This is a genomic window from Lacticaseibacillus songhuajiangensis, from assembly GCF_003946025.1.
In the GTDB taxonomy this organism is placed as follows: Bacteria; Bacillota; Bacilli; order Lactobacillales; family Lactobacillaceae; genus Lacticaseibacillus; species Lacticaseibacillus songhuajiangensis.
Genome location: NZ_RHNR01000001.1, coordinates 17,127 through 41,809, shown reverse-complemented (window position 1 = coordinate 41,809; position 24,683 = coordinate 17,127). Strand labels below are relative to the sequence as shown.

Annotated in this window: 22 protein-coding genes and 1 pseudogene; 12 read left to right on the top strand and 11 right to left on the bottom strand. The window is 47.9% G+C overall.

Going from position 1 to position 24,683, the window contains the following annotated elements; translation table 11 throughout:
* Position 1: 1 nt before the first annotated feature.
* The 7 genes and pseudogenes from EKM97_RS00215 to EKM97_RS00180 all read left to right on the top strand — a co-directional run bounded on the left by EKM97_RS00215 (position 2) and on the right by EKM97_RS00180 (position 8,933).
* Positions 2-2,977, top strand: coding sequence for a type III restriction-modification system endonuclease (locus EKM97_RS00215; protein WP_125570256.1), 2,976 nt, complete (start codon positions 2-4; stop codon positions 2,975-2,977).
* 1 nt (position 2,978) lies between these two features.
* Positions 2,979-4,271 (top strand): ParB N-terminal domain-containing protein, encoded by a 1,293-nt coding sequence (locus tag EKM97_RS00210; RefSeq protein ID WP_125570255.1) that lies wholly within the window; start codon positions 2,979-2,981, stop codon positions 4,269-4,271.
* Complete coding sequence (locus EKM97_RS00205) at positions 4,252-6,144, top strand: SNF2-related protein (RefSeq protein ID WP_125570254.1); 1,893 nt, start codon at positions 4,252-4,254, stop codon at positions 6,142-6,144. The genes EKM97_RS00210 and EKM97_RS00205 overlap by 20 nt, the downstream gene beginning before the upstream one ends.
* Before the next feature lie 189 nt (positions 6,145-6,333).
* Positions 6,334-7,754, top strand: a pseudogene (locus EKM97_RS00195) (IS5 family transposase).
* A 56-nt stretch (positions 7,755-7,810) separates the two neighbouring features.
* Positions 7,811-7,999, top strand: a complete 189-nt coding sequence (locus tag EKM97_RS00190) for a hypothetical protein (RefSeq protein WP_125570252.1) — start codon at positions 7,811-7,813, stop codon at positions 7,997-7,999.
* A gap of 239 nt (positions 8,000-8,238) precedes the next feature.
* Positions 8,239-8,589, top strand: coding sequence for a hypothetical protein (locus tag EKM97_RS00185; protein ID WP_125570251.1), 351 nt, complete (start codon positions 8,239-8,241; stop codon positions 8,587-8,589).
* Entirely contained in the window at positions 8,586-8,933 is a 348-nt protein-coding gene (locus tag EKM97_RS00180; protein ID WP_125570250.1) for a hypothetical protein, read from the top strand. Before EKM97_RS00185 ends, EKM97_RS00180 begins: the two co-directional genes overlap by 4 nt.
* A 260-nt stretch (positions 8,934-9,193) precedes the next feature.
* Here EKM97_RS00180 and EKM97_RS00170 read toward each other — a convergent pair whose 3' ends face one another.
* From EKM97_RS00170 to EKM97_RS00120, 11 genes are all read right to left on the bottom strand, one after another.
* Positions 9,194-10,117, bottom strand: a complete 924-nt coding sequence (locus tag EKM97_RS00170; protein ID WP_125570249.1) for a conjugal transfer protein — start codon at positions 10,115-10,117, stop codon at positions 9,194-9,196.
* Entirely contained in the window at positions 10,114-10,647 is a 534-nt protein-coding gene (locus EKM97_RS00165; protein WP_125570248.1) for a hypothetical protein, read from the bottom strand. Before EKM97_RS00165 ends, EKM97_RS00170 begins: the two co-directional genes overlap by 4 nt.
* Positions 10,648-10,656: 9 nt before the next feature.
* Positions 10,657-11,652: a bifunctional lytic transglycosylase/C40 family peptidase gene (locus tag EKM97_RS00160; RefSeq protein ID WP_125570247.1), complete on the bottom strand. Its 996-nt coding sequence runs from the start codon at positions 11,650-11,652 to the stop codon at positions 10,657-10,659.
* Entirely contained in the window at positions 11,649-13,742 is a 2,094-nt protein-coding gene (locus EKM97_RS00155; RefSeq protein WP_125570246.1) for a CD3337/EF1877 family mobilome membrane protein, read from the bottom strand. The genes EKM97_RS00160 and EKM97_RS00155 overlap by 4 nt, the downstream gene beginning before the upstream one ends.
* Positions 13,729-16,194 (bottom strand): conjugal transfer ATPase TcpF, encoded by a 2,466-nt coding sequence (gene tcpF, locus EKM97_RS00150; RefSeq protein ID WP_125570245.1) that lies wholly within the window; start codon positions 16,192-16,194, stop codon positions 13,729-13,731. The genes EKM97_RS00155 and tcpF overlap by 14 nt, the downstream gene beginning before the upstream one ends.
* The gene (locus EKM97_RS00145; RefSeq protein WP_125570244.1) at positions 16,178-16,570 is read right to left on the bottom strand and encodes a conjugal transfer protein; all 393 of its coding nucleotides are present in this window, start codon (positions 16,568-16,570) and stop codon (positions 16,178-16,180) included. The genes tcpF and EKM97_RS00145 overlap by 17 nt, the downstream gene beginning before the upstream one ends.
* A 61-nt stretch (positions 16,571-16,631) precedes the next feature.
* A complete protein-coding gene (locus EKM97_RS00140; protein ID WP_057821181.1) occupies positions 16,632-17,129 on the bottom strand; it encodes an antirestriction protein ArdA in 498 nt (165 codons plus the stop codon).
* Between the two features lie 3 nt (positions 17,130-17,132).
* Positions 17,133-17,354 (bottom strand): hypothetical protein, encoded by a 222-nt coding sequence (locus EKM97_RS00135; RefSeq protein ID WP_003606383.1) that lies wholly within the window; start codon positions 17,352-17,354, stop codon positions 17,133-17,135.
* A gap of 99 nt (positions 17,355-17,453) precedes the next feature.
* Positions 17,454-18,188 carry a DNA-methyltransferase gene (locus EKM97_RS00130; protein WP_125570243.1) on the bottom strand — a complete coding sequence of 245 codons (735 nt, stop codon included), beginning with the start codon at positions 18,186-18,188 and terminating at the stop codon, positions 17,454-17,456.
* A 130-nt stretch (positions 18,189-18,318) separates the two neighbouring features.
* On the bottom strand, positions 18,319-18,654 hold the full coding sequence (locus EKM97_RS00125; RefSeq protein WP_225419174.1) for a hypothetical protein: 336 nt from the start codon (positions 18,652-18,654) through the stop codon (positions 18,319-18,321).
* Positions 18,635-19,825, bottom strand: a complete 1,191-nt coding sequence (locus EKM97_RS00120) for an XRE family transcriptional regulator (protein ID WP_125570241.1) — start codon at positions 19,823-19,825, stop codon at positions 18,635-18,637. Before EKM97_RS00120 ends, EKM97_RS00125 begins: the two co-directional genes overlap by 20 nt.
* 626 nt (positions 19,826-20,451) lie before the next feature.
* Here EKM97_RS00120 and EKM97_RS00115 point away from each other — a divergent pair.
* The 5 genes from EKM97_RS00115 (at position 20,452) to EKM97_RS00095 (ending at position 24,678) form a co-directional block, all read left to right on the top strand.
* Entirely contained in the window at positions 20,452-21,042 is a 591-nt protein-coding gene (locus EKM97_RS00115; protein ID WP_125570240.1) for a type IV toxin-antitoxin system AbiEi family antitoxin domain-containing protein, read from the top strand.
* Complete coding sequence (locus EKM97_RS00110; RefSeq protein ID WP_125570239.1) at positions 21,039-21,548, top strand: nucleotidyl transferase AbiEii/AbiGii toxin family protein; 510 nt, start codon at positions 21,039-21,041, stop codon at positions 21,546-21,548. Before EKM97_RS00115 ends, EKM97_RS00110 begins: the two co-directional genes overlap by 4 nt.
* A 159-nt stretch (positions 21,549-21,707) precedes the next feature.
* Positions 21,708-22,214, top strand: a complete 507-nt coding sequence (locus EKM97_RS00105; RefSeq protein ID WP_125570238.1) for a hypothetical protein — start codon at positions 21,708-21,710, stop codon at positions 22,212-22,214.
* A gap of 185 nt (positions 22,215-22,399) precedes the next feature.
* Positions 22,400-23,692, top strand: a complete 1,293-nt coding sequence (locus EKM97_RS00100; protein WP_125570237.1) for an ammonium transporter — start codon at positions 22,400-22,402, stop codon at positions 23,690-23,692.
* 83 nt (positions 23,693-23,775) lie between these two features.
* Positions 23,776-24,678 (top strand): zinc-binding dehydrogenase, encoded by a 903-nt coding sequence (locus EKM97_RS00095; RefSeq protein WP_125570236.1) that lies wholly within the window; start codon positions 23,776-23,778, stop codon positions 24,676-24,678.
* Positions 24,679-24,683 lie beyond the last annotated feature (5 nt).

The window sequence follows — 24,683 nt, the reverse complement described above, 5'->3', positions numbered from 1 at the left end:
CATGAAGATTAAACTAGAAACTTTACAACACCAAACAGATGCCCTGGCTGCCATTGATAAAGCCTTCCCAGGTATGGATACCATGAGTAAGGATCCCAATGCCAACTATATCTATGCTAATCCACTAATTAGGTACCGTTATAATGACAAAGCTAACATTGATATCAAAATGGAGACGGGTACTGGGAAAACCTATGTCTACACCCGGATGATGTATGAAATGCATCAAAAGTATGGCCTTTTTAAATTTGTCATTGCGGTACCAAGCCCCAGCATTAAGGAAGGAACTCGCAGTTTCATCAGTAGTGACTATGCCAAGCAGCACTTTAGTGAATTTTATGAAAACACCCGTATTCAATTAAACGTGATTAACGCAGGTGATTTTAGTGCTCGTTCAGGACGGCGCAATTTTCCAGCGCAACTGTCTGAATTTGTTGAAGCAACGCGGCAGAATGCAAATCAAATTGAAGTATTGTTAGTTAACCAAGGGATGCTCCACTCTAAATCCATGTATCGTGATGACTACGATCAAACTTTACTCGGTGGTGAAACTTCACCCATTAAAGCTATTGCCGCCACTCGGCCAGTAGTAATTATTGATGAGCCACAACGCTTTCCACGAGGAAAAAAATACTACGAAGATATCGAAGAGATGAACCCTCAATTAATTGTCCGCTTTGGTGCTACTTTTCCAGAAACGACTACTGGTCGGGGTAATAACAAAGTCACTAAGGTTGATTACTATCGTGGTGAACCTCAATTTAACTTGGACGCCGTGGACAGTTTTAACCAAGGCCTGGTTAAGGGTATCGATATTGATTATCCTGATATGCCAGAAGAACAGGCAAATAACTGGTATAAAGTTAAGCAAGTCAAAGCTAAAGAATTAGTTTTGACCAAGGGTGGCAAAGACTATCCATTAAACGTAGGTGAAAATCTGGCTGATGTGGATGCTGGCTTTGAAGGCAATATTACTTACGCTGGTGGGACTGACCGGGAACTTTCTAATGGTTTGGCTTTATCCAAAGATATGAAATTGATCCCTGGTACCTTTGCGGAAAACTATCAGGATGAAATTATCTCACAGGCATTAGATTGCCACTTTAAGGCTGAGGAAGAAAACTTCCTACGTTTAAATTCAGGGGAGAATGCTCCAAAGATTAAGACTCTATCCTTATTCTTTATTGATAGTATTTCCAGCTTCCGTGGCGAAAACAGTGGTAAGGGTTGGCTTGCTCAGCACTTTGAGGATATTTTAACCAAGAAACTCAAAAAATTAATTGATCGTTTTGAATTGGCGATTGATAATCGGGAAAAAGAGTACCGCTCCTTCTTACAGGCTACCTTGAAGAGTTTGCAGTCAGAACATCAGGATGTTTATGCCGGTTACTTCAGTGAAGATCGAGGCAGTTCTGATGCCGACATTCAGGCTGAAGTTGAAGATATCCTAAGTAATAAGGAAAAACTGCTCAGCTTTAAGGATAAAGATGGTAACTGGTTAACCCGCCGTTTTCTGTTTTCTAAATGGACGCTGCGTGAAGGTTGGGACAATCCGAATGTCTTTACTATCGCTAAGCTACGAACTTCTGGATCTGAAATTAGCAAAATTCAAGAAGTTGGTCGTGGTTTGCGGTTGCCAGTTGATGAAACAGGTCACCGCCTGAATCAGGATGAGTGGCAGAGTCGATTGTCTTTCTTAATTGGTTATGATGAACGAGATTTTGCTCAAAAGTTAGTGGGTGAAATTAATGATGATTCACCAATTAAGCTAAACCAAGAAGAGCTGACTGATGACATGATCAAGTTGATTGTGGAAGCCAAACAAAAAACTGACCCTAAATTTGATGAGGATCAGTTGCTTGATGATTTGGATGATCATAATGTGATTAACCGTTCTAATAAGTTTAAGGACGAAGTTAAACTTGATGGTCAAAACATGTCTGGCTATGATGCCTTATGTCAACTTTATCCTGAACTTGAACAACAGACGAGAGTTGCTCAGGGTAAAGTTCGTGACAAGAATTCTAAGGATAATACTGTGGTTAAGCTGCGCAAGCAGAACTGGCAGCAACTGAAGAATTTGTGGTTGCAGTTAGCTAAACGTCAAATGATTAGGTTTGATCCGTCAGTGAACAAGGATGCTGAAACGGTGGCTTGGAACGTATTTAACGATAGCGATAATAAGATTTTTGTTTTGCAACGTCCGCAAATGGTTCATCAAGAGGTTGATACTACTAGCGGTAATGCTATTGTCAAAGAGACACAAGCGGACTATAGTACTGAATATTTAACTATGAAATATGGTAAGTTTCTCAAAATTTTGGCTATGCAAACTGACTTGTCAGTTAACTTGTTGAATAGCCTAATGATTAAAGCAATTAAGAGGTTAAGGAACAATACCAACTATATCAATGAAAAGACACTGGGGAACTTAATACGAACATTTAACAATCAATTTAACGAACGAATCAAAACTTCTTATAGTTATGAACCTTTGAAGTTTTCAGCCTCTACCTCGATTTATAATGCCGAGAAACATGAATTTGTAGATTCAATTCCTGCTAGTGTTCTGGGCGTATATCAGTCAAATTCGAATTCTGATGAAAAATACTTATATGATCGACCACCACTGCGTTATGACAGTGCGGATCCAGAATTGAAAATTTTGCAGCGCTCATATGGACCTAAGATCAGTGTCTTTGGCAAGCTACCAAAGAAAGCAATCAAAATTCCACGTTTCGATAACGGGACGACGACACCGGACTTTATTTTTAAGATTGAGCATGGTAGTAAGCCGATCTATTTGGTGATTGAAACTAAAGCTGAAAACATGCGTTTAGGTGATGAAGAAATCCGGATTATTCAACAAAAGTACTTTGATCATTTAAAGGAATCTGGGGTTTACTATCAGATGGCTACTAGTGAGCAAGAAGTGCATGATTTGATCAATAAATTGGAGAATGGGGAGTTGAACTAAAATGTTGTCGCTAATCGAATTAGCTAAAGAAGGAAAGTTAGAGAAAACTGGTGCCAAGCCCAAGTTACCGATTAAGGTTGATGGGGTTAGCTCTGAAACGCTGGATGTTTACAAGATTCCACTAGAATATGTCTATTACAATGACAAAAATGGTCGGATTGCAACCGGTATTTCACAGTATCAGGATGAATTGCATCCAGCCAATGATCAAGAAGATCCGCAATATAACAATTTTGTTGCTAAATTAATCGAACAAGACAATTCATCAGCCTTGAAGCAGACAGAAAAATCGATACAAGAGTCTGGTCAGCAAGTTTATGGGTACGTACTGGATGACGGACGGATTGTAGATGGCAATCGTCGCTATACGGCATTACGTAATATTCGTCAATCTACTGGCAGGACAGTATATTTTGAAGCTGTTGTTTTGCCGTTTTCATATGGTAACACTACTGAGCGTGCTAAGATCAAAAAGCTAGAGTTAGCCATTCAGATGGGTGTTGAAGAGCGCCAAGATTATGATCCAGTTGATCTGGCTGTGGATATTTACCAAACCACTAGCGGTGATGACCCAATTATGACTCAGGCCGATTACGCAGCTGATTCTCATAAGCGACCAACAGAAGTTAAAAAATATTATGATGGTGCGGTCTATATGAAGAAGTTTCTGGAATTTATTGGTGCTTCAGAGAATAATTTCAACATTATCAAGGAAAGTAAAGTGTGGTCACTTTTCTATGAAATGGGTAAATCGTTATCTAAGAATTTTGGCGACGATCCTGAATCTCAAATTCGCAAGAATGAAACGATGAATTCATATTTTGGCGTGATTCTTTATCAAATTCATGTTGGCGTTAGTGGTAATACAGCCAGGACTCATATTCGTGAATACGGTAAAAATATCGTTAATAGTGTTGACAATGAAGATTTCAATGGTGATGTAGCTGACATGGTTGATGATCTTTCAGAATCACTTCAGGACGAGGAAATTCACACTACCTCTGATCTGATGCAGAGTTTGACGGATGAAAACGAAACCGTTGAAGAGCTTGGTGATACCTTTGACACCTATATGCGAAATGCCAGTAATAGTGAGTCTGTAGATAAGTTCATTCGCAATATAAAGCAGAATGTGAAGTACTACCACGACTTAAATGAAGATGGTGGCCTGATTGGGAGTCTTCGTTACAACGAGGTTAGTGAAGATCAACTAAAGGAACTGCAGAAATATATGCGTGACCTAAACCAATTGAGTAAGGAGTTGTTCAGCAAGTATGGGGATGAAATCAGATAATCCAATCATTATCAAGAATGATGACGGCTTGTTTCAACTGGTAGATGATGATCACCATACACTGGAAACCAAGGTTGCCCAACGCGGATTAGCTATTTTCGCTCCATATTTTAAGGATCCTGAGCAACGTAATTTTAAGGAAGATTTGACTTATATTCAGCTGCTGGAATTAGTTAAAAAGCTTAATCGGCGACTAAAACGAAAAGGATTACCAGAAGTCAAAACAAGTAGCAAATTCAATCAGTTTGTGCAGCAACGTCAATACTACATTAAAGAGCAAAGCCAAGCGGGGTTAACAATTAAAGAGGGCGATCCTCGTTGGCAGCAAGAGTTTGACAATTTTAGGGCGATTGTCAGTCAAGAAATTACCCGGCCATTAAAGCCTGAACAAGAAAAGGCCAGCTTCTTCATGACTATCATGAAGCGAGCTGCTAACTTTTCGGTGCCAGGTGCTGGCAAAACTGCTATGATGTATGGCACTTTTGCTTACTTATCTAGTCCTAGAGTTAATGAAGTTGATAAGCTGTTAGTCGTTTCTCCATTGAATGCTTTTGCTGCGTGGCGGACAGAATTTCAAGAGGTCTTTGGGCCGAAGCGAGAACTTCATTATCTCAATATGCGGGACAAAAAGTACAACAATAATGTCGGAGCCATTAAGCATGATTGGATTAAGGCAGATGTGATCACGATCAACTACGAAGCCTTGCAGAGCAAATTAAATATCATCAATGACTTGTTGGACTCGAAAACGATGCTGGTCTTTGATGAGGTTCACCGGGTTAAAGGCGTCGGTGGCCAGCGAGCTAAAGCTGCTCTCAGTCTCAGTAGGGCACCACATTATCGATATGTGTTAACTGGAACACCGATTCCAAATGGTTTTAGAGATATTTATAATTTCTTGCATTTAATGTATCCTGATGAATACTCTTCATTCTTTGCCTGGGATCTGACTACTCTTAATAATATTGATCCAGAAGATGTTAATAAGAAGTTATCACCATTTTTCTGGCGGACCAACAAGCAGGATCTTCAGGTTCCTAAACCGGATCCAGATATTATTAAAGAAGTAGCTCCATCAAAAAATCAGGAGCTGCTGGCACAGGCAATTTATGAAAATGAAAACGGAACATTGGCAACCTTTATCAGGTTACTTCAGGCTTCGACAAACCCGGTGTTGCTGAGCACTAACATCAACTACAAAGAACTAGGACTGGTAGATGCTGATTCTGGAGTGTGGGATAAACAGACGGCCACGGTTGAAAAAGAGAATTCCAGTAGCGGAGAAGCTTATAAGAAATATGATTTAACTAAGATAGAGGCGCCTAAGTTTGAAATGGGCATTGATCTGATTGATAAGCTGGTCAGTCAAGGCAAAAAGGTCCTGGTGTGGGGGATGTTTGTCGGTACCATGCAAAAGATTACTGATACTCTTAATGGCATGGGCATTAAAACTACCTTGGTTTATGGAGCGACACCAAAACAGGATCGAGAAGGAATGATTAATAATTTCCGGACCGGTAATGCACAAGTACTGGTATCGAATCCTAACACTTTAGGAGAATCCATTTCGTTGCATCAAACTGTACACGACGCGGTTTACTTCGAATACAACTTTAATTTGACCTTCATGTTGCAGTCCCGAGATCGGATTAACCGTCTGGGACTACCAGCTAATCAATACACAAGGTACTACTATTTGATGACCAAGGGCGATGTTGCACATATGGGCTTTATCGACAGGATAGTTTACAAGAAACTAAAAGATAAAGAAAAAGTGATGCTGGATGCAATAGATGGTCAGCTGCTTGTTCCTGAATATACTGACGATTACTTGCAGGAAGTTAAGGACATTGTGATGGGGAGGTATAAGTGATGGAAACTATACAATTAATAAAAGATATAACACTCAACCTTTTAATTATATACTTAGTGGCTGTTCAAAAACGTGTAGCATTTGATACTAGTGATTTTAGGTCATTACTGTCATATAATAAATGCATACGAAATTCCGGTTTTCAGACATTTCCCGTGCATTTACGAAATTCACTCGGAGGTTTTATCCATGGTTTATCGTCAAAGTCCCCACCAACTCTCTTTTGAATCCTTTGGTTGCGGCCTGAACACACCGCTCAGTCCAGATAACGAGTGGGTGCGCTTGGCCGATATTTTCCCGTGGAAAGAACTGGATGAGGCATACCAATTGGAGTTTTCCAAGAAAAGTACTAGGCGAGCGGCCAAGCCATTTCGGATGCTTTATGGCGCTGGACTGATTCAGAATCGAATGAAACTAACCGATCGCGGTGTCGTTGACGCCATTCGAGACACGCCGGCTTATCAGTACTTCATCGGACTTTCAGAATACCGAGCAGAGAAACCCTTCGCCTACACCAGCCTGTGTACCTTCCGCAAGCGGATCGCGGATATCTCTGAACTGGTCAGAAACATTATCAATGATTGGCTTCGTGCCAAGATCGAAGCGGTGGTGCCGTTCAAAGTTGACGTCATGATCACGGATGCCACAGCGATCCCGGTAAAAATCCGTTATCCTCAAGACACTTCGCTGCTCAATCAAGCCCGCCAGAATCTTGAAGACATGGCCATTGACATGGCGCATCAACTGAATGTTCCAAATCCACGCATGTACAAGCGTGAGGCCAAACAAGTTTGGACGGCTTTCTCACGCCATCCAAAGAGCCAAAAACAATCCGTTCACAAGCAAGTCAAAGCCCAACTTCAATATGTCCGCCGTGATTTGCGCTACATCAACGAATTCATCGATGCCGGAGCGATCTTAACCGCCAAGCAAGCAGTACGATTGGGTGTCATCCGAATCTTGTTTGACCAACAGTGGCACATGTTTACACACAAGATTCACCATGTCGCAGACCGCATTATTAGTCTCCAACAGCCTTATATTCGACCGATCCAGCGCGGTAAGGCGAAAGCTAAAGTTGAGTTTGGTGCCAAAATCGACGCTTCATTAAGCGAAGGTATCGTTGATATTGAGCGCTTTGAATTCAGTGCTTTCAATGAAAGTAAGGACTTTGAAGCGACCTTGGATCATTACTTTGATTTGCATGGCCATTACTCAGATGAGGTATTGGCGGATACACTTTACCGCAACCGCGACAATCGCAAGTTGTGTAAAGATCTAGGTATCACCCTTTGCGGACCTAAACTGGGCGCAAAGCCAAAGCATGTCGATGCCAAGAAACGCCGACAGGATACGGATGCAGAGAACCGTCGTGGTGCCATTGAACGCCGATTTGCCTTTCTCAAAGGGTCAGTAGGCCTGGACACTTAGTGAATACCCGAACGGCTGAGTCATTGGCCGTCAAGATCGATCAGGCAATGGTATTAAGCAATGCCCTGACGTTCTTGCGGGTGTTTGCTATACCAATTTTGATTTCAACCACGAACGAAGGGCAAACCTATCGTTTCTGGTACAAATTTACTACTAGCATCAAGAATATGGCAGCCTAGTTGAACAGCCACTATTCTTAAAGAACACAGACACGCTGACCTTCAAGGGCGGCGAGGTGACCGAGCACGCAGACGGGTCGAAGACGACCAAAGGTACTTACAAGATCAAGGCACAGAAGCTGGAGATGAAGCTCGGCGACGAGACGATGACCGCAACGCTGACCAGCGATAAGAAGGCGTTCACCATCGATGCCGCAAGCGGTGATTACGCAATGGCTAAGGGTGTCACCTACACCAAAAAATAGTGGGCACCCAGCAGTGAAAAGGCGTCAGCTGACATTGACAGGCCCAGCTGATTGAACTACAATGAACACATAAAAATATCGTACATGTATCAAGAGTGTTGGTAGTGGCTATGCACAGTGACCAACCGGCAACGTACCGAAAGGCAACGTGCCCCACCATAGACGGATGCAGACTAGCTTCTTTTAAGTCGTGCATTTCGGTGTACGACTTTTTAAATACAATGATTGGAAGCGGTTATATGTTGCTATTTTTAGATGGTCACCTCACGCAGGTGGCGGATACGGATGAGGAAAATATCAGGCAGTGGCTCGAGCACACACGGGCGAGCGTTGCGGTCAACGCGGTGGGGCTTAACCAGTACCTGCTCGCTCGGACAGGTGCAACCGGTGGGCTGCGCGATGCAGTCGATGCGGTCGTGATGGCCAAGCTAAGTGCGGTGCGCCCGCAGAACAGCATTCCGAGGACGGCTAATGCTAGGCGTGCGGCGCGAATCACGCAGCAGTGGGTGCGACAATTTGCGGATGATGCGCGGGTCCCCGAGCCGGTGCGCAGCCGGGCGGCACAATTATTGGAGGCGTGGGTAGGATGAGTAAACCTAGAAGCAAGCGCAAGCATCGCGGGCAGCAGCGGACTGAGGCGCTGACGAAAGCCATCAGTGACGAACTGAATTTGGCGGCGACGCAGGCCATTCAGCGCGGGATCGAGAAGGGGATGAGCGAGGTTTTCGCCGAGCTGGTGCAGCAGGAAGTGCGCCGGCAGATTGCGGGAGAGGATGACAGTGAGCCTGAGGACTTAATGCCGGGGGACGAAGCGGCTGAGGCGAATGACGTTTTTGATCTGGCTAACGCCGAGGAGCGGGATAAATCGGAAGACAACGACGAGTGGATTGAGGACGAACAGTATGCCTATGGCGATGATTGGGATGGGGTCTGACCTGGACGGGATGACGACGACTTGACGACCCGCATATTCTTCACTTTGTAGATGAAACGTTAGCACATGCAGATCACGTTTTACGCGGTCAACGTTATGGTCGTTGATTCCTAGAAATCGCAATACACCAAGATTATCTTTGAACAAGGTAGAAATTGGTTTATCACTGACGGGATCTAAGCTAATTCTAGAGTGCATAAAGATACCCGGCACACCCCACCACGTTGGTTTAAGCGAAGGGGGCGTGCCGGGCATTATTTTTAGATACCGTTGGTGATAATCCAGTTATTGTTTGGCTTGGATAGGATCAAGGTGTATTGCGATATTTGGCTCATGTCATTGTCAGTGTCGAGATACTTCACAGATAACGTGACAGTCAAACCGAGCTTAGTCTGCTTAAAGACTGGATCTAGAAGTTCCACGAACTTAAGGTTGCGTTCGATTGGCTGCGTGCCGTCCTTGACGTAATACTTGAGTTCGTTGCGATCACTTTGCGGGTACAAAGCGAAGAACGTTTTGAGGAACTTGTTTACGTCGTCTACGGTGCTGCTGGCTACCGTGTTATCAGACTGGGTATCTGGGAGCTTGATCCGGGCCGTCGATGGTTCAGCCGCGATGGTTGGGTTCTTAGTGACCACCATATCGCCGTTGTCATTTTGCATGACGTTGATGGTGTAGGTGCTAGTCACGGTTTTCTTGTCTTTACCCTTGGTGAGGTCTTGCTTCACCGTAAATAGTACGCGGAACGTATCTTTGGCTGCCTTGCTCACGTCCCAGACCTTAACTTCACTAACCGTGGCCGTGGTGGGAATATCGCTCCGCACCGTATCTGCGTTAAGCGATTGCAGTTGCTCCACGAGATACGGCTGTAAGGATTTCTGCCGCTGGTCGAGGGTTTCGTGGCTTGGCTGCCACGAGTAGTAGAGCTTAGCGAAGTCGGTAGTGAAGGTCGCCAAGGCGTGCGTGTCGATCACCTTGGTCTTGATCACCTGAACTTCATGCACCGTGTGGGTGTCGATGGCAGTCATGTTCTTGTAGACACCGAAGCTGGTGCTACTGATCAACACCGCCCAACAAAGTAGCGTAACCGGACGGCGCAAGCCGCGGTGCTTAATTTTAGGTGGCTTTGGGGCGGCTGGCTTCTTCTTGAACCAGCCGTTCTTTTGGGTTTTGTCTTTACTCAAGGTTCGTTCACCTTGTCCTTTCTAGTTTCATAGCAGCGGTAAAAGTCATTGTAAATATCGAGAAACCGTACGAACAGGCGTTGCAGCGAGATTCGTTTGTAGCCTTCATAGTCGGTTTCGATATACTGACAGAGTTCACGGTCATTGTTGAAGTATTCTTCGGCCAAGTAGCGTTCGCGGTTGAGGATATACTTGCGGTCTTCTGGTGCAAACACTTTGCCTTTGAGCCATCGATCAACGGCTACTTCATGCGCGACAGCGAGGCGATACTCGCGTCGGTGGCCGTATTCCATTTCCGGCATTCGATCAACGAAGCGATCAAGAACGTGGCACAAGTCGTCGGTATTGGGCAGGCGTTGTTTGAAGAACTTGATGCGTTCCCACTCGCCTGACGCAAAGTCGAGTTCCTTGTTGCGTAGTGCGCGGTTGTCACCGAATTTGAGATCGACGTGTGCCTTTTGCAGTGCATCGTCATAGGTGTTGGTGATGAGATCCATCCAGTCAAAGTAACCGATACCGTTTTGATCCATTGGCTTCACCTACTTCTTCACACGCCCAGCGCCGATCAGATGGGCTTGCCAATAGCTTGAGTTCAAGTCAGCGTAGCCGAGCGGATCACCTGCGTTGTACATCTTCATGCCGCCGACATAGATTCCAACGTGGGTCACATAGTCGGCAGTGTCATAGGTTGAGTGGAAGAACACTAAGTCACCGGGTTTGGCGTCTTTGATGTTCAGGTGTGCCGTGGCGTCGTATTGTGCTTGAGCGGTGCGGGGGAGTTTGATCCCAGCTTTGCCGTAGCACCAACTGGTCAGCCCGGAACAATCAAACCCTGTTGTCGGTGTTGAGCCGCCGAACACATACCGAGTGCCTTGATATTTGAGCGCTTCGTCCATGATGGCTTGCACCGTTTTGTCATCGAATTTCGCACCACCTGTGACAAGGTATTGCGAGATGACCGACACGTAGTACATGTTCCCATAGGCATAGCGCCAACCATCCTTAGCAACCGCGTTGGTGTAGGTGACTTTCTTACCACCAGACTTTTCTTTAGCAAAAGATGTTGCCAGCTCAAGCGTGTACTTTTTGCCGTGCTTAGCAACGTAGTCAATAAAGCTGCCACCATAGTTGTAGCTTTGAATCGCAGTGTTGAGATCCACGCCCGCAGCTTTCATGCTTTTTAACAGCGACGCGAAATATTTCACGCCTTGCTTGATGGATGCTTCGGTATCTAGCGTGTTGACCGGCAGTCCCAGCGATTCACTAGCTTGCATCACGTCGCCACCCTTGCCGCCAGATTCGACCTGCATGATGGCGAGTATCACCATCACCTGGTCTGAAATGCCGAACTCTTTACAATACTTTTCGACCGTCAGCTTATGCTTGTAAACTTCAGCGGATAAGTTCATCGCGTCGGCTGTGATTGCAGAGGCAGGCTGGTCTTCGTCGTCATCAGAGGCAACGACCGCAAAAAACAGACCGCCAATCAACAGTATCGGGAGTGCGGCAAGCGCTAACCAGCGCCATAGTTTCATCGCTTCTTATGCCCCTTAGCCTTTTTGATCCGCTGTGGCTTTGGGTTGCGTGGCTTGGCTGGCTTTTCGGAAACGAGGGTCAGTGGTTTCTTGGTTTTATCCGTTGGCGGAGTGGGTTCTTGGTGTGGTGTGATGGTGGGTTCTGCTTGCGGCTTCGTGGCTGGACGTGGAGGCCGAGTTGATGTTGGCTTCTTGGCAGCACGCTTAGGTTGCCCACTGGTATCAGTTTGTTCCGGCTTTGGCTTGGGAGGGGTGGCAGTTGTTGGCTTACGAGTTGGTTCAACCGGCGGCTTGGTAGCCGTTGGTTTTGGCTTTTCAGGATCAGCTTTAGGCTTGATCGCGAGCTTGCGTTCTTGCATTTGCTTGCGCCGCTGCTCAAGCTGTTTGTCGCGTTCCTGCTGATTGGCCTCACGCCGCCCCTTGAAGCTGTCCTTCGCAGTTTCGGCGGCCTCCTTAGTCAGTTGCTTACCACGATGCAGACCATATAAAACGTTGGTTGGTGCGTCCTTCACCTGATCAAGGCCGCGTTTAGTCTTGTCCTTGAGCTTGTTGCCGACATCAGATACATCGGCAAGTTTCTCACCCAGTCGTTGGCTGCGTGGCTTCTTGGGTTGTTGCGGTTTCGTGGCGTCCGCAGTCTGTTCGCGTTGCGTTCCTGTCGGGAGCTGCGGTGTTCCGCGCCCCTTGCCATAGCCCCGCGACAAGAAGCGTCCGGCCATTGCGCCACCCATGGCACTACCGACGAACTGTCGTAGCATGCGGTTCCCACGACGCGAGAAGCGTTGTGCGCCTTGCTGGGCGTCAGAGCTGTGTAGCTGCATCATGCCCATCAGGTCGCCGAGCTTCATCCAGATACCGGCGAAGATGGTAACTTGCAGGAAGGCCACGAGGAAGAACGGTGAGGTGGCCGATAATCCGTAGACCATTGCCGATAGCGAGAACGCCATCGTGATCACCAGCGTCACGCCAACTCGTGTCATGATGGTGTTAAAAAGCTTCATAATGTTCTGCTTCATCAATCCGTTAAAGGACGGCAGCATAGCGAGTAAGAACGACACCGGTAAGAACGTCGCGTAGATGATAAAGAGTATCTGGCTGAACAGCATCATTGCCGTCAGGAAGAAGACAAACAAGGTGATCGCAATGTTGAACAGGACAACAAAGGTCGTGGTACCAAGGCGATTGATCGTCATAGTTGGCGAGAGATTCTCGTTATCGTTGTCTTCAATTTCAGCCTTGACCACGTCGGTACGGGTTTTGCCTTTGTCGCCAAACGGGTCGGTTTTCATTAACGTGTTTACGCGATCCTTGCCAACGGTATCAGCGTCGCTGTCGCCAAACTGCAAAAGTGTCCACGGCTGCTTCACCTGAATTTCAAACAGAGTGTCACGGATCGCGTCGACGCCTGATTTATCGGTGGCTGTATCAGTGCCCATAATCATCTTGGAGCCAGTGTTGAGCGCGTTGGTGCTGATGTCTGAACTAAACTCATTGATTTTGCTGACGTAATCTGGTGCGTAGGCGATAAAGCTGGCTGACGTGATGAAAATCACTACGAAGTTGACGATCGCCGAAATGGCTTTAGAGGTTTCACGCTTGATGATGCCCGTGTAGGCCACATAGATACCGACGACGAGTGTGATCATCAGGAGCAAGCCCGGGTAAAAGCCGTCAGTGGTGAAGCCATCTTTTGACACCCCGGCCAAGAGCTGCATATTCTTTCCAATCGCGTCTGACGTATCTTTGATGAAGTCCAGCGAATAGGCTTGCTGGATCAAGTAACCCGCTGCGTTTGAGAGGTAGACAGAAAGTGTCCACAAAAAGTTGGTGATGGCATACAGGCCATAAGAAACGCTTTTGCCGATACCATCGCCCCAGTTCCACGGGAGCCAGTCCCAACTCGTATCAACGAAATAGTCGAGTTGATAGTGTGACAACGGGTACTTTGAATACTCATTGGCGCCGCCAGACCGATCGTCTACCAGTCCCGCTGCGTGTACCGATTGTCCGCCAGCGAGCACTAGCACCAACATGAATGCCGCGACAATACCGAGGAACAGCAGAAGCCGCCGACGGTTAGCTTTCGTCATCAGCAATCACCTCCACGGGTTTCGGTGGCCGAGTGTCAAAGGCGTGGTGTAGGTGTTCAAAGATATAGTCAAAGTGCAGCACGCCGACGTGCCCCCAGATGTCTTGGAATAAACATTCCCCATTATCTAGTGACCGGAGCCGGTTTTGATTGCCTTCGTCTTCGGCGTCGAGGCCAAAGAAGTTCAGCGTATTCTTGATTTCCGTGATGTCGGTACTACGGAAGGCAAATTTTTGCGCAATGTTGTTCTTCATCTTTTCGTCGAGTAAGTCGTCCGCATTTTGAGTGACGAGGTAGACCCCGGCATTCATGGAGCGGCCTTCACGAATTAGCTTCATGGACAATGCCTTACCCTGTGCCACGTTCAAGAAAGCCCAAGCTTCGTCCAAGTCCACAATCTTGAACTGGGCGCGGTCTTGGTGAATGAAGTCGATCGCAAACGTGCTGATTATCATGAGCATGGCGACGGATAACATTTCCGCAGTGATATATTCTTCCTGCGTCTTGTCGGCATCCGGCAGCACTAAGTCTGCGATTTGTACGATGTTGATTTTGCGGTCAAGCGCGATTGTCCGCCGCGCCGTTCCGTCAGAGAACAACAATGCCGCAAAATCGTAGTCCGTGAAGGATTCGATATGATCGGCAATGTTGCGCGCAATAGGCGTGTCTTCGCGGCGGAGTTCATCAATGACTTTCAACAACCCCGGTTCGGGTGCTTGCGTCACCGCCCGAATCGCCTTGCGCAGCGTCGGGAAGCGGTCGGCGTCGCGGCTTGAGATCCCCGTGAGGAAGGTTAGGGTGTCAACGGCCAACGATTCTGAATCTTTTAAATTAGACAAGATGATATAAGGGTCAAGCAGCCCACGGTTTTGTTCCTCACTGGTCAGGTTGACGATATTGATCTCGTTTTCCATAAAGTCTAAGTTCTCCGCCCAGCCGGTACGTTCCGACTTTGGATCAAGAATCAATGCTTGCGCGCCGTAAAGGACGGCGTAGTAGACAAGCAAGTTATTGGAGAAGGACTTCCCACCACCTAGTGAGCCGAGGAAGGCGGCGGATAAGGCGTTGGTGACAGTGCCCTTGATGCCTTGCGCCGCAATATCTGGTTGGAGATACACGTTGCGCCCGGTGTCTACGTTGTAGCCGATGTAGATACCTTCCTTTTCACCGAGCGATTGTGTCGCGCCAAAGCCCAGTGATGCGATGAAGTCGCTGGTGACGTACTGGATATAGTCGTTGATATAGCGTTTTGAGGCAGGGATAAACTCACTGTGTAGCCCCAACATGTCGCCAAACGGTCGCACGAGCTTGATGTTGAGGCTGTCGTAGAAGTCGAGTAGCTGATCGGCACGGCGCTTCATTTCGTCTTCACTCCGCCCAGCTACGCGAATGACGTAGCTGATTTTGTACATGGCATCTTTAGTCTGATCAAGGTTGCTTTCAAGTTCATCGACTGAATCCAAAGCGTCGCTGACGCCACGTGTCGTCTCGTTGCCAGACTGATAAGCGTGTTCGTCGAGGTCTTTCAATTCTTTCTTCTTGTTGCGTACCTTGGTCAGCGCCTTTTTGTTCGTCACGATCTCAACGTTCAAGCTGGTGTCGATTGGAAAATTGAACTGACTTTGCTGGAAATAGAAGATCTCACTGCCGGGAAATTCGAGCTCACCCACGATGTCGGAAAGTGTCAGGTACGTCACGTAACTGCTATCCAGCCCGTGGGTGATCTTGATCGAGCGTTGGTGCTGCTCAATTAGTGACCGAGTTGGTTTGATCAAGTCATAGCGCTTGATAATCGTGTCGCGCTTAGACTTCTTGCGGGGCAAGTGGTACTCATAATCGTCGTAATCTTTCCCAGTCATGCCGTAGAGGTGTTCCAGCAGATAGCCGAAGTCGTTTTTGTCGAGTGGTCGCACTTTGAACCGGCGACCAATCTTCTCGGCGAGAAACTTTGCAGACTTGGCGTAGCGTTCTACCTCCGCGTTGTTCATGGTGAAGAAATCACCAGCGAACGTTGTGTTGAACTCGGCGAAGAAGTTCCGAATGCCCAAGGACATATCCTTGAAGATAGACTTGGCGGTAACCTCTGCGTCGTTCAGCAACAGCTTAAAGCCGATGAAGAAGCGGTAGTCCACTTGGTTGTCACCGAGGTTTTCGGTCAGTGCTTCGGCTTGGCCGTCAATATGCTGGAAGGCGATGTCTTTAAGCGTTCCTTTGACCAACTTCTTTGAGCGATCGAGGGTGTCCCGGACACTGGCTTCGGTGGCGAGCTGCAATAAATGGAGCTTGCCATCACGATTCTGGGAGATCAGTTGGCGGAAGTTCTCATGGACTTGTTGTTTCTGTTCGGGACTTAGAAACGAGTAGTTGTACGGGATCAGTTCAAAATAGGCAAAGCACTCGCTGTCTGTGTTCCAGACCAAATTGTCCTCAATATATTTAATTGGAAATTTCATTGTGGTACCTCCAAACGTAGGTCACCGATGTGTCTTGTTTCTCTTTTTGCGACTTCACGGGTTTGCCAGCATAGGTGAGCTTCGGGGCAATGGCATAGTTGATCACCGACCGCAAGAATCCCATTGGTTTCTTGTTGTCGAAGGTCTTCTGGCTCATGAACCACGTTAGCCCAGCCGGAATGCCGACGTACTTGAGAAACGCGCCGTCAATGAATGATAGTGGCGGCAAGTCGCCCAGCAAAATGACCGCAAACAGACTGACGATGAACCACGTCATTTGCGTAAAAGTAATTGGGAACGGTAGTTGCAAGTCATTGATGGCATACAGCACCTTTTCCACCGACCAGATGCTGGTGTAGGATCTGACTTTCTTCATGTGATCTCCTTTCGTAGTGAGATAAAAAGGCTGACGCCTTTTACAGCGCCAGCCCAGAGATTTAGTCTAATAATTGGTAGATGCCGTAAGGTGTTTCAACGAAACCTCCTTCAATTTCGAGGTCACGTCCGACCTTGGCATAGTCGATGTAGTTTTCGACTTGTGGCGGAATGTCACCGAACCAACCTTCATCAGCTAGTTCTTCGGCCAACTCCGCCATGTTCGCGACGTGATAACAGGCGATGTCGTCCTTGTGTGCGGCGAGTTCGATCACGTTGTCGTACCATTCGCCAATAAGCTCTTTGATGGCCGGGTAAATCTCGGTGCCTTTCAATGCTTCAACGGCTGCGGCAGCTTCGTTGATTTCACCAATCGTTGAATACTCACTAAAGACAACGGGGCCTTCGTAGTCCTGAACCATGTATTCTTCGTACTGGTCGTTCAGACCTAGCTTTTCAGCGAGTTCTTCGTTGTTGATTGGCGGCGTGAACCATGCGCCGACAATCTCGCCCTCGTTATACTTGCCAAGATTGGCAATAAAGACTTTGATGTCGTCCATAGGCTAAGCCCCCATGACGCGGTTGAACAAGTTCAGCAGTACGTCTTTGACCCCGGCGGTGTTGAACACCAACCCGACGGCAATGATCGCAATGACTAAGAAGCCGATCAGCTTGGAAAACTCGCGCTTGAAGCCGAGGTAGACCCCGATAATGGCAATCGCCATCAGCACCAAGCTCTGGGCGTTGGAGGTGAACCAGTTAAACAAGTTTTGTCCGAAATTCATAATAATCATCCTTTGATTTTTAGTTTTGTGACCAGGGCTCCTTTCAAAATTGCCGCTGTTTGGGCGCGGTCAGCAGCGACCGGATCACGGGAGAACGAATCAGAAAAGCTCGGTTTGAGTTGCGTGGTGGTGCCTGATGCGATCAAGGGCACGCCGCGAGTATTCTTCACTAATTTCATAACCGATGAAATGACGGTCAGTGTCCATTGCGGCAATCGCGGTGGTGCCAGACCCCATGCAGTTATCCAGCACAATCTCGCCGGGTTGGGTGTAAGTCTTGATGAGGTAGGCAAAAAGATCGACAGGCTTTTGCGTCGGGTGCCAGCCGGTGCGATCAGCCTTGTAGTTGAGTACGTCAGACGGATAGTTCGTCCACTCTTGCGTGTAACTGTCAGGTGCGTTCCACGGGTGCAACTGATTGGAATTTTCATACTTACGCGAGTTGACGGCTTTGTTATAGGGGAGCAGTCCTTGGGGGAAGTAATTCATGCCTTTGGTATCAGGGGAGTTACCAAAGTTGGCCGTACCCGATTTTGAGAAGACGAGAATCTCCTCGAAACGGGATAACGGGCGGTTCTTGGCATTGACGAAGTTGGTGACTGTATTCTTGATCCAAACCCACTTGTAGCGATACAAGGCTGGGTTTGATTGCACTAAGTCCGCAGAGAAGCGTTCGGTTGCGGTAAGCACGATCGCGCCTTGAGGTTTGATGAGCCGTTCGTATTGACCCCATAGGTATTCAAACGGGATCACCTTGTCCCAAGCGTTGGCTGTGGTGCCATACGGCAAGTCGCATAGGATCATGTCGATGGAGGCTGTCGGTAAGTCCGCCATACCTTCCAGACAATCGCGATTGTAGATGACGTCTAGTTCGATTGCGTTGATACTCCTTTAGTTGAATTTGTGACCATCACTCCTTTTTGAATTGCGATTGTTTTGGCGCGGTCAATCGCGACCAAGTTTGTTAATCGAAAAACAGGTCTTCCACTGGTGCAGCGAAGACCGGCCAGCCTGATTCTTCGGCGGTTTGATAAAGCATTCTGCGCAGCTCGCCGTAGTTCAAGGCGCGACCATCGCGGCCAATCAATGCCGCCGGGTGTTCTTGTTGCTGGTGACGCCAAGCGATGTAGTCTTGTGCCGTGAAGCCAAAGCTGTTCATGTCGCAAATGCGCCGGTACCTCTTGTGTTCGACCACACCGACTAGCGCGGCCTTGTAGACGTAGACGTTCAGCACGCAATCTTTGAATACCTTGCCTCGCAGCGGGTGGGAAGCAAGGACGTCATTGACCAAACATGTCACCTCCTAGTTCCTCGCTACCGACAGTCTGTTGCTCAATCAGCTTGAGGTGTTTGTCGGTTAGTTCGGCGTCTTTGATCATGAGCTGCAAGTCAGTGGTGCCGAAGTAGTTGTCAATTTCCTTGATGACCTTGAGCGTGGGCATGACTTGTTTTTGGAGCCACGCTTTGGTCTTATTCAGGTCAAAGGGCTTTGGGTCAGTAGTCAGGCGAATTGGCTGACGGCCTTTGCCGATGAAATATGCCCACCGTTCGTTGAGCGGCCACTTCAAGCGGCTTTTGTCCGGGACTTCATCCACGAAGCGCATGTAGCGGGTGATGATACCGAACGCGACCTTTTCAGCGTCGCGGGTAATCAGCATATTCTCAATCGCTTTGATGGCCCGCTCGTTTTTTAAGCGAATTTCAAACCGGTTGATAATCGGCGTGTCAGCAATCGAGATACCACGCTTAGCAGCTTGTTCGGCAGCCTTTTCGTAGATGCAGAAGTACACGTCGCTTTTCATCGTGCCGACATAAAGCGTATTGCCCCGGCCAGCCTCGTCGAGATCCACGAGCTTACCTGATTGCAGCCCTTGGAACGATCGCATGACGGAGATGCACTCGTTGTTCAGACACTTGTCGACCAGTTCAGGGATATTCAGCAGACCAACCATGTCGTTAATCGCAATATCGACCCGCTTGAAGATGCCGCCAGCTTCATCGACCCGTAGGAAGTAGTCGTACCAGTTCTCACCGTGGCTAAGCAGAATACCTTCAAACTCGCGACAGCCTTGGCCTTTCATCTCAACCAACGTGCCGAGATTTGAACCGATCGGCGCAACCATGACCTGAATGTTTGAGAAGATATACATGGCCGAATAGCCGTAGAAGCCATGATCCTCAAATATCAGGTGTTCTGGGGTCAGACCGAGAATCTTGGTGATCACGGCCTTGGCGTCAGTTGTCGGGAATCGTACGCGCATGTAGTCAAACATCAACGTCAATTCCGGTTCATCGTTCCAGTTCTTGAGCAGCCGGTCGATTTCCATTTGTAGCGACGCACTAGGGTTAGTCCTGCCACTTTCAATTTGGCTGAAATGATGCGAGGTCACGCCTAACCGGCGAGCAACCTGTACTTGGGTCAGTCCCAGTCTTTTTCGGCGTGACCTGACCGTATCTGTCCATTCTTCCATGTACGAATGGGTCACTCCTTTCTTGATAAATAAAAATTGTGGATTGGAGGTGCCATCCACAATTTGCTAATTTTCGTATGAACGCCGTCATAGCAACCTTTCTACCCCGTGTTTAGGCACAGACGTTGTATTTAATACCCCCCTGTTAGAGTACTGGGGGTAAGCGGTCGGCTGGCGCCGACCGCTGCCACTCACGCTTGCGGCTTTCGCGTTGCACGCCGCGCGTGGCGGCAGGGTGCAGCCTTGCTGAATAGATTGGGTAGTCATCGTCTTGCTCCTTTAAAAGGCTTTGTCTTGATGTCGGCATGTAGACGATTAGTAATGGTGCGCCTAGTCATGGTAGGTGAGAATCATGCCGTCGCCGGAAATATCAGCTTTGAACCAGAGGTACACGGGTTTTCCTAATATGGTGCGATCAGCGGTCAGTTCCAGCCAGTGATCGCCATCTTATTACAGTTCGATGCAGTCGCAAAGGCGTCTTCGGCGTCGCCAGTGGTGGTACTCTTGATCTAGTTCGAGTAGTCATTCTTGGAATAATCAAGTTCTGTACCTCTCTCCTTAGATCAAAGTTCCACATTCAAACATAGCATTGTGGCAATATTGTGTTTAAACGTGGAGGTGATAAAGTGCAAGGTGACACTTTAAACAAATTGCTACGAATGAACAACGGGCAGGTCACGCGACAACAGATTGAACGGGCAGGTCTTGATCCACACCTGTTGGTTGACTTGACGCGCGCAGGAAAGTTAGAACGAGTGGATCGTGGCGTGTATATTAATCCAGCGATATTTGAGGACGACATGTATATATTGCAGTACCGATTCAGCAAAGGTGTTTATTTCAAAGACACAGCGTTGTTCTTACATGGCATTATTGATCGAACGCCGGGAACGTATGAGATGAATTTTCCACAGAATTATCATCCAACCACAATCGACCGGTACCCAGTCAAGGTGTATCGGCAGAAACTAGAGTGGCAGGAACTTGGTGTAGAAGAAGTAAGAAGTCCTGGACAGCATTTAGTTCGTGTTTACAATGTGGAACGGACGCTGTGTGATATTTTACGAACCCGTGATGCTTCGGATGCAGAAACGATCAAACAAGCAATGGTGGTCTTCTCACAGATGAAGCAGAAAGACTTGCATCGCTTGAGTGAGTATGCAGATATTTTCAAGGTGAAAGACAAGATTAGAGCGTATATGGAGGTATTACTATGAAACTCGGTTTTACCAACGGACAACAATTCAAGGCGAAAATACGCAATTTAGCAAAGGAGAAACATCTCGATCCTCAACTGCTGATGCAAGAGGTTGTATTAGATGAAATTGTAGATCGAATCTCTCAATCACAATATCGTGACAACTTAATTTTGAAAGGCGGCTTCTTGATTGCATCGATGCTCGGCGTTGATACGCGTTCGACGCGGGATATAGATACGTCAATCAAAGGGCTTCCAGTTAATCAAGACGAGGTGCTCAAGGTCTTCACTGAAATTGCTGACATGAACGAACCAGATGGTGAAATCACTATTCAGATTACCAAAATCGCTGACATTCGCGTGGCCGCTGACTATGCGGGATTTCGCATTCATCTGCGGGCGAAAATCTATGCAAGTGAGGTTGATACCAAGATTGATGTCTCTACGGGCGATACAATCACGCCGCGCGAAATATCTTGGCATCATCATACTATTTTTAATACCCCCATATATTTTCTGCATTAGTTTGACTAACTTCTGGATTCACAACATCTATGTTACGACCTCATATTTCCAGTTAAATATCACATCGATATTGGCGTCGCGAAATTTCGTCTGAAGGCCGACGCACACCAGCATCGAACTGGGTATGATAAAGTTGAATCTTCATTTGGAGGAGTTTCTATGACGAAACAAACCACTACCAAAGGCATCGACAGCCAAACGGCCATCAGCTTTTGGCATCAGAATGAATATCGCGCCCGCCTCACCGCATTGGGCATTGCCGCGTTGATTGCGGCACTGGCTTTGCCGATTTATTTATCTGACCATGGCAATGACGACTTAGGCGCCGGGCTTTACTTATTAGGGACCGCAATTGGCGTGATGCTGATCATCGCCCCACGCTTAGGTCATTCTGGCCACAAACATCGCCGGGTATTGATTGCCAAAGCCACCCGTCAACTGGCCCAACAAGAGTTACACGCTTATCAACACGCGCGCACCATCGGCATGGTGTTTGGCATCGGCATGTGTATCGCGTCGATTGCGCCAGCGATGATGTTTAATGATGATATCGGTGCGGCTTGCTTTATGCTTTTCTTGGCGATCGGCGTGTTCTTCTTAGTTTACGTGAATTTGGTCAATGGCGCTTATCGGCGCTTGACCAAAGAACGGGCCCGTTTGAAATAGCGTCAATCGATTCTGTCAGGATTGCTCACATTGAATTTAAATTTTTAAACGCCGCTGGGTCGGCGTTTTCTTGTGCTGTCAGTCAGGTGGTTAACGCCCGCAATCGGTTTCAAAATCGCCTAGACCAAAAAGTGGGTTTACAATAACAAAAACTGTTAACCCGCATTATTCAGGAGGTAACCAATTTGAGTATTGCCAATACCGCATTTGTCATTCTTGCTAGTGTCTTAGTTTGGTTCATGACGCCAGGCCTGGCTTTTTTCTATGGCGGCCTCGTGTCCAAACGCAATGTCGTCAATACGATGCTTTCCGTGTTTTACATCACCGGCATCGCCATTTTACTGTGGGCGCTCATCGGCTATGAACTCGCCTTTGGGCCTGATATCGGTGGCATCATCGGTAAGGTCCAAGGCTTATTTATGAATGGCGTCAATTTAAACAGTTTGCGCCCCGATCACCTCACCGTCGGCACCTTCGCCTTATTTCAAATGATGTTTGCCATCATCACGCCAGCTTTATTTATCGGCGCGGTGGTCGGGCGGATGCGCTTTTCATTTCTGACCTGGTTTATCGTGTTGTGGAGTATCTTGATTTATTATCCACTGGTCCACTTGATTTGGAGCCCGCACGGCTTGATGGCGAACTGGGGGGTGCTAGATTTTGCTGGCGGCACAGTAATTCACATCAATGCTGGGATCACGGCTTTGGTACTGTCTTATTTTCTTGGCGCCCGCCGCTCGAAGCAAACCGCGCCTAACAATCGGCCTTGGGTGTTGTTAGGCACCGCGATTTTGTGGATCGGCTGGTATGGCTTTAACGCCGGGTCGGCTTTGGCGGCCAACACCACTGCCGTGAATGCCGCACTCAATACCAGTTTAGCCGCTGCCAGTGCTTTGGTAATGTGGATGTGTTTAGATGTTTACAAACATGGCAAGCCGACGTTGATCGGGGTTTGTACCGGCGCGTTATGCGGCTTAGTCGGGGTCACGCCAGCTTGCGGGTATGTCACCTTGTTTGGCAGCTTTATGATTGGCATTTGTTCGACCGCGACCAGTTACTTTTTCATTGAATACCTCAAGCCGCGGTTAAACATCGACGATGCGCTGGATGCGTTCGGCTGTCACGGGGTGTCCGGCATCGTCGGGTCGATCCTCACTGGTGTCTTTGCAACCAAAGCCGCGAATCCCACCATTGCGGAAAATGGTCTAGCTTATGGCGGCGGCTGGCATTTATTCGGCATTCAACTGGCTGGGACCTTGGTCACCATTTTACTCGTCGCGGTGATGGCCATCGTCATTACCCTCGTCTTGAAACATTTCATCCCGATGCGCGTCACCCAACGCGATGAAGCGCTTGGATTAGACTTGGCCGAACATGGTGAAGTCGCCGAATCTGACAATCGCGATTCCGATGTGTTGCGCTATCCTGACGAATTCTTAGGCCAGATGCGCGGCTTTGATCCGCGTTCACCAAAATAAAAATGCTTCAAAATTGCCAAATGCGGCGATCCATTGCAAAATAATGGTGTTGTCATCGTTAGTTTGTGAAGGAGGCTTTGTTTATGCAAGCATTTGGACTCAATCATCCCAATGGCCAATTTATGCAAATGACTGTTCCTGACCCGATCCCGCGCCACGGTCAACTGGTGATTCAACCGGCGGCGATCGGCTTAAACAATCGCGACCGCGCCGAACGCTTCAACGCCCCAGATGGTCGCTTCACGATTATCGGCCATGATGTTGCCGGCACCGTCGTCGATGCTGGGACCACCGATTTTAAAGTGGGCCAGCGCGTTTTGGCCCATACCGATCATGCGTATGCCGAATTGGTGTTAGCGACGCCCGATACGGCCGTTTTAATGCCGCAAAGTTTAACTATGGCCCAAGCCGCGGCGTTGATCACACCTGGCATCACCGCTTGGCGCATCGTGCATCGTTTTGCCACGATTGAACCTGAGCAAACCGTCATCGTCAAAGGCGCTAATGGTGGCGTCGGCGCCTTAGTCGTGCAATTAGCCACGGCGATGGGAGCTGATGTGATCGGCATTGCGTCGGCGCGCCATCAAGAAGCGGTGATCAAAGGTGGCGCCTTGCGCGCGGTGCCTTATGACAATACCGATTTGGTTTCGGTGTTAGCCAACGCTGGCGATATTGTAATCAATGTCGCGATGGATGGCGTCGGGTTTGCCGAAGACGTGGCGATGACCCGCATAGGCGGCCAGTTAGTGACGGTCGCGCATGTGGATAGTCGCGCAACCGATAAAGCCATCGACATCGTGCATGTCCATCCCGTATCCGAACCTAGTGACGCCATCGCCTTAGCTGCCCTGGCGCCAGCCGTGGCTGTGGGACAATTAAAACTTCAATTAGCCGACGCATTACCCTTTAGTTTAGCCGGCGTGACCCAAGGCCATGACCTGCTCGGCCAGCCACATGATGGGCGCTTGGTCTTGGTCAAAGCCTAAAAACA

Bases quoted from the DNA above. Each gene is read 5' to 3' on its own strand.
- EKM97_RS00165 (WP_125570248.1), bottom strand. From the start codon at position 10,647: ATGGATCAAAACGGTATCGGTTACTTTGACTGGATGGATCTCATCACC.
- EKM97_RS00160 (WP_125570247.1), bottom strand. From the start codon at position 11,652: ATGAAACTATGGCGCTGGTTAGCGCTTGCCGCACTCCCGATACTGTTG.
- EKM97_RS00185 (WP_125570251.1), top strand. From the start codon at position 8,239: ATGTTGCTATTTTTAGATGGTCACCTCACGCAGGTGGCGGATACGGAT.
- tcpF (WP_125570245.1), bottom strand. From the start codon at position 16,194: ATGAAATTTCCAATTAAATATATTGAGGACAATTTGGTCTGGAACACA.
- EKM97_RS00205 (WP_125570254.1), top strand. From the start codon at position 4,252: ATGGGGATGAAATCAGATAATCCAATCATTATCAAGAATGATGACGGC.
- EKM97_RS00145 (WP_125570244.1), bottom strand. From the start codon at position 16,570: ATGAAGAAAGTCAGATCCTACACCAGCATCTGGTCGGTGGAAAAGGTG.
- EKM97_RS00120 (WP_125570241.1), bottom strand. From the start codon at position 19,825: ATGGAAGAATGGACAGATACGGTCAGGTCACGCCGAAAAAGACTGGGA.
- EKM97_RS00130 (WP_125570243.1), bottom strand. From the start codon at position 18,188: ATGGCGGACTTACCGACAGCCTCCATCGACATGATCCTATGCGACTTG.
- EKM97_RS00180 (WP_125570250.1), top strand. From the start codon at position 8,586: ATGAGTAAACCTAGAAGCAAGCGCAAGCATCGCGGGCAGCAGCGGACT.
- EKM97_RS00140 (WP_057821181.1), bottom strand. From the start codon at position 17,129: ATGGACGACATCAAAGTCTTTATTGCCAATCTTGGCAAGTATAACGAG.
- EKM97_RS00155 (WP_125570246.1), bottom strand. From the start codon at position 13,742: ATGACGAAAGCTAACCGTCGGCGGCTTCTGCTGTTCCTCGGTATTGTC.
- EKM97_RS00105 (WP_125570238.1), top strand. From the start codon at position 21,708: ATGACGAAACAAACCACTACCAAAGGCATCGACAGCCAAACGGCCATC.
- EKM97_RS00095 (WP_125570236.1), top strand. From the start codon at position 23,776: ATGCAAGCATTTGGACTCAATCATCCCAATGGCCAATTTATGCAAATG.
- EKM97_RS00215 (WP_125570256.1), top strand. From the start codon at position 2: ATGAAGATTAAACTAGAAACTTTACAACACCAAACAGATGCCCTGGCT.
- EKM97_RS00210 (WP_125570255.1), top strand. From the start codon at position 2,979: ATGTTGTCGCTAATCGAATTAGCTAAAGAAGGAAAGTTAGAGAAAACT.
- EKM97_RS00110 (WP_125570239.1), top strand. From the start codon at position 21,039: ATGAAACTCGGTTTTACCAACGGACAACAATTCAAGGCGAAAATACGC.
- EKM97_RS00135 (WP_003606383.1), bottom strand. From the start codon at position 17,354: ATGAATTTCGGACAAAACTTGTTTAACTGGTTCACCTCCAACGCCCAG.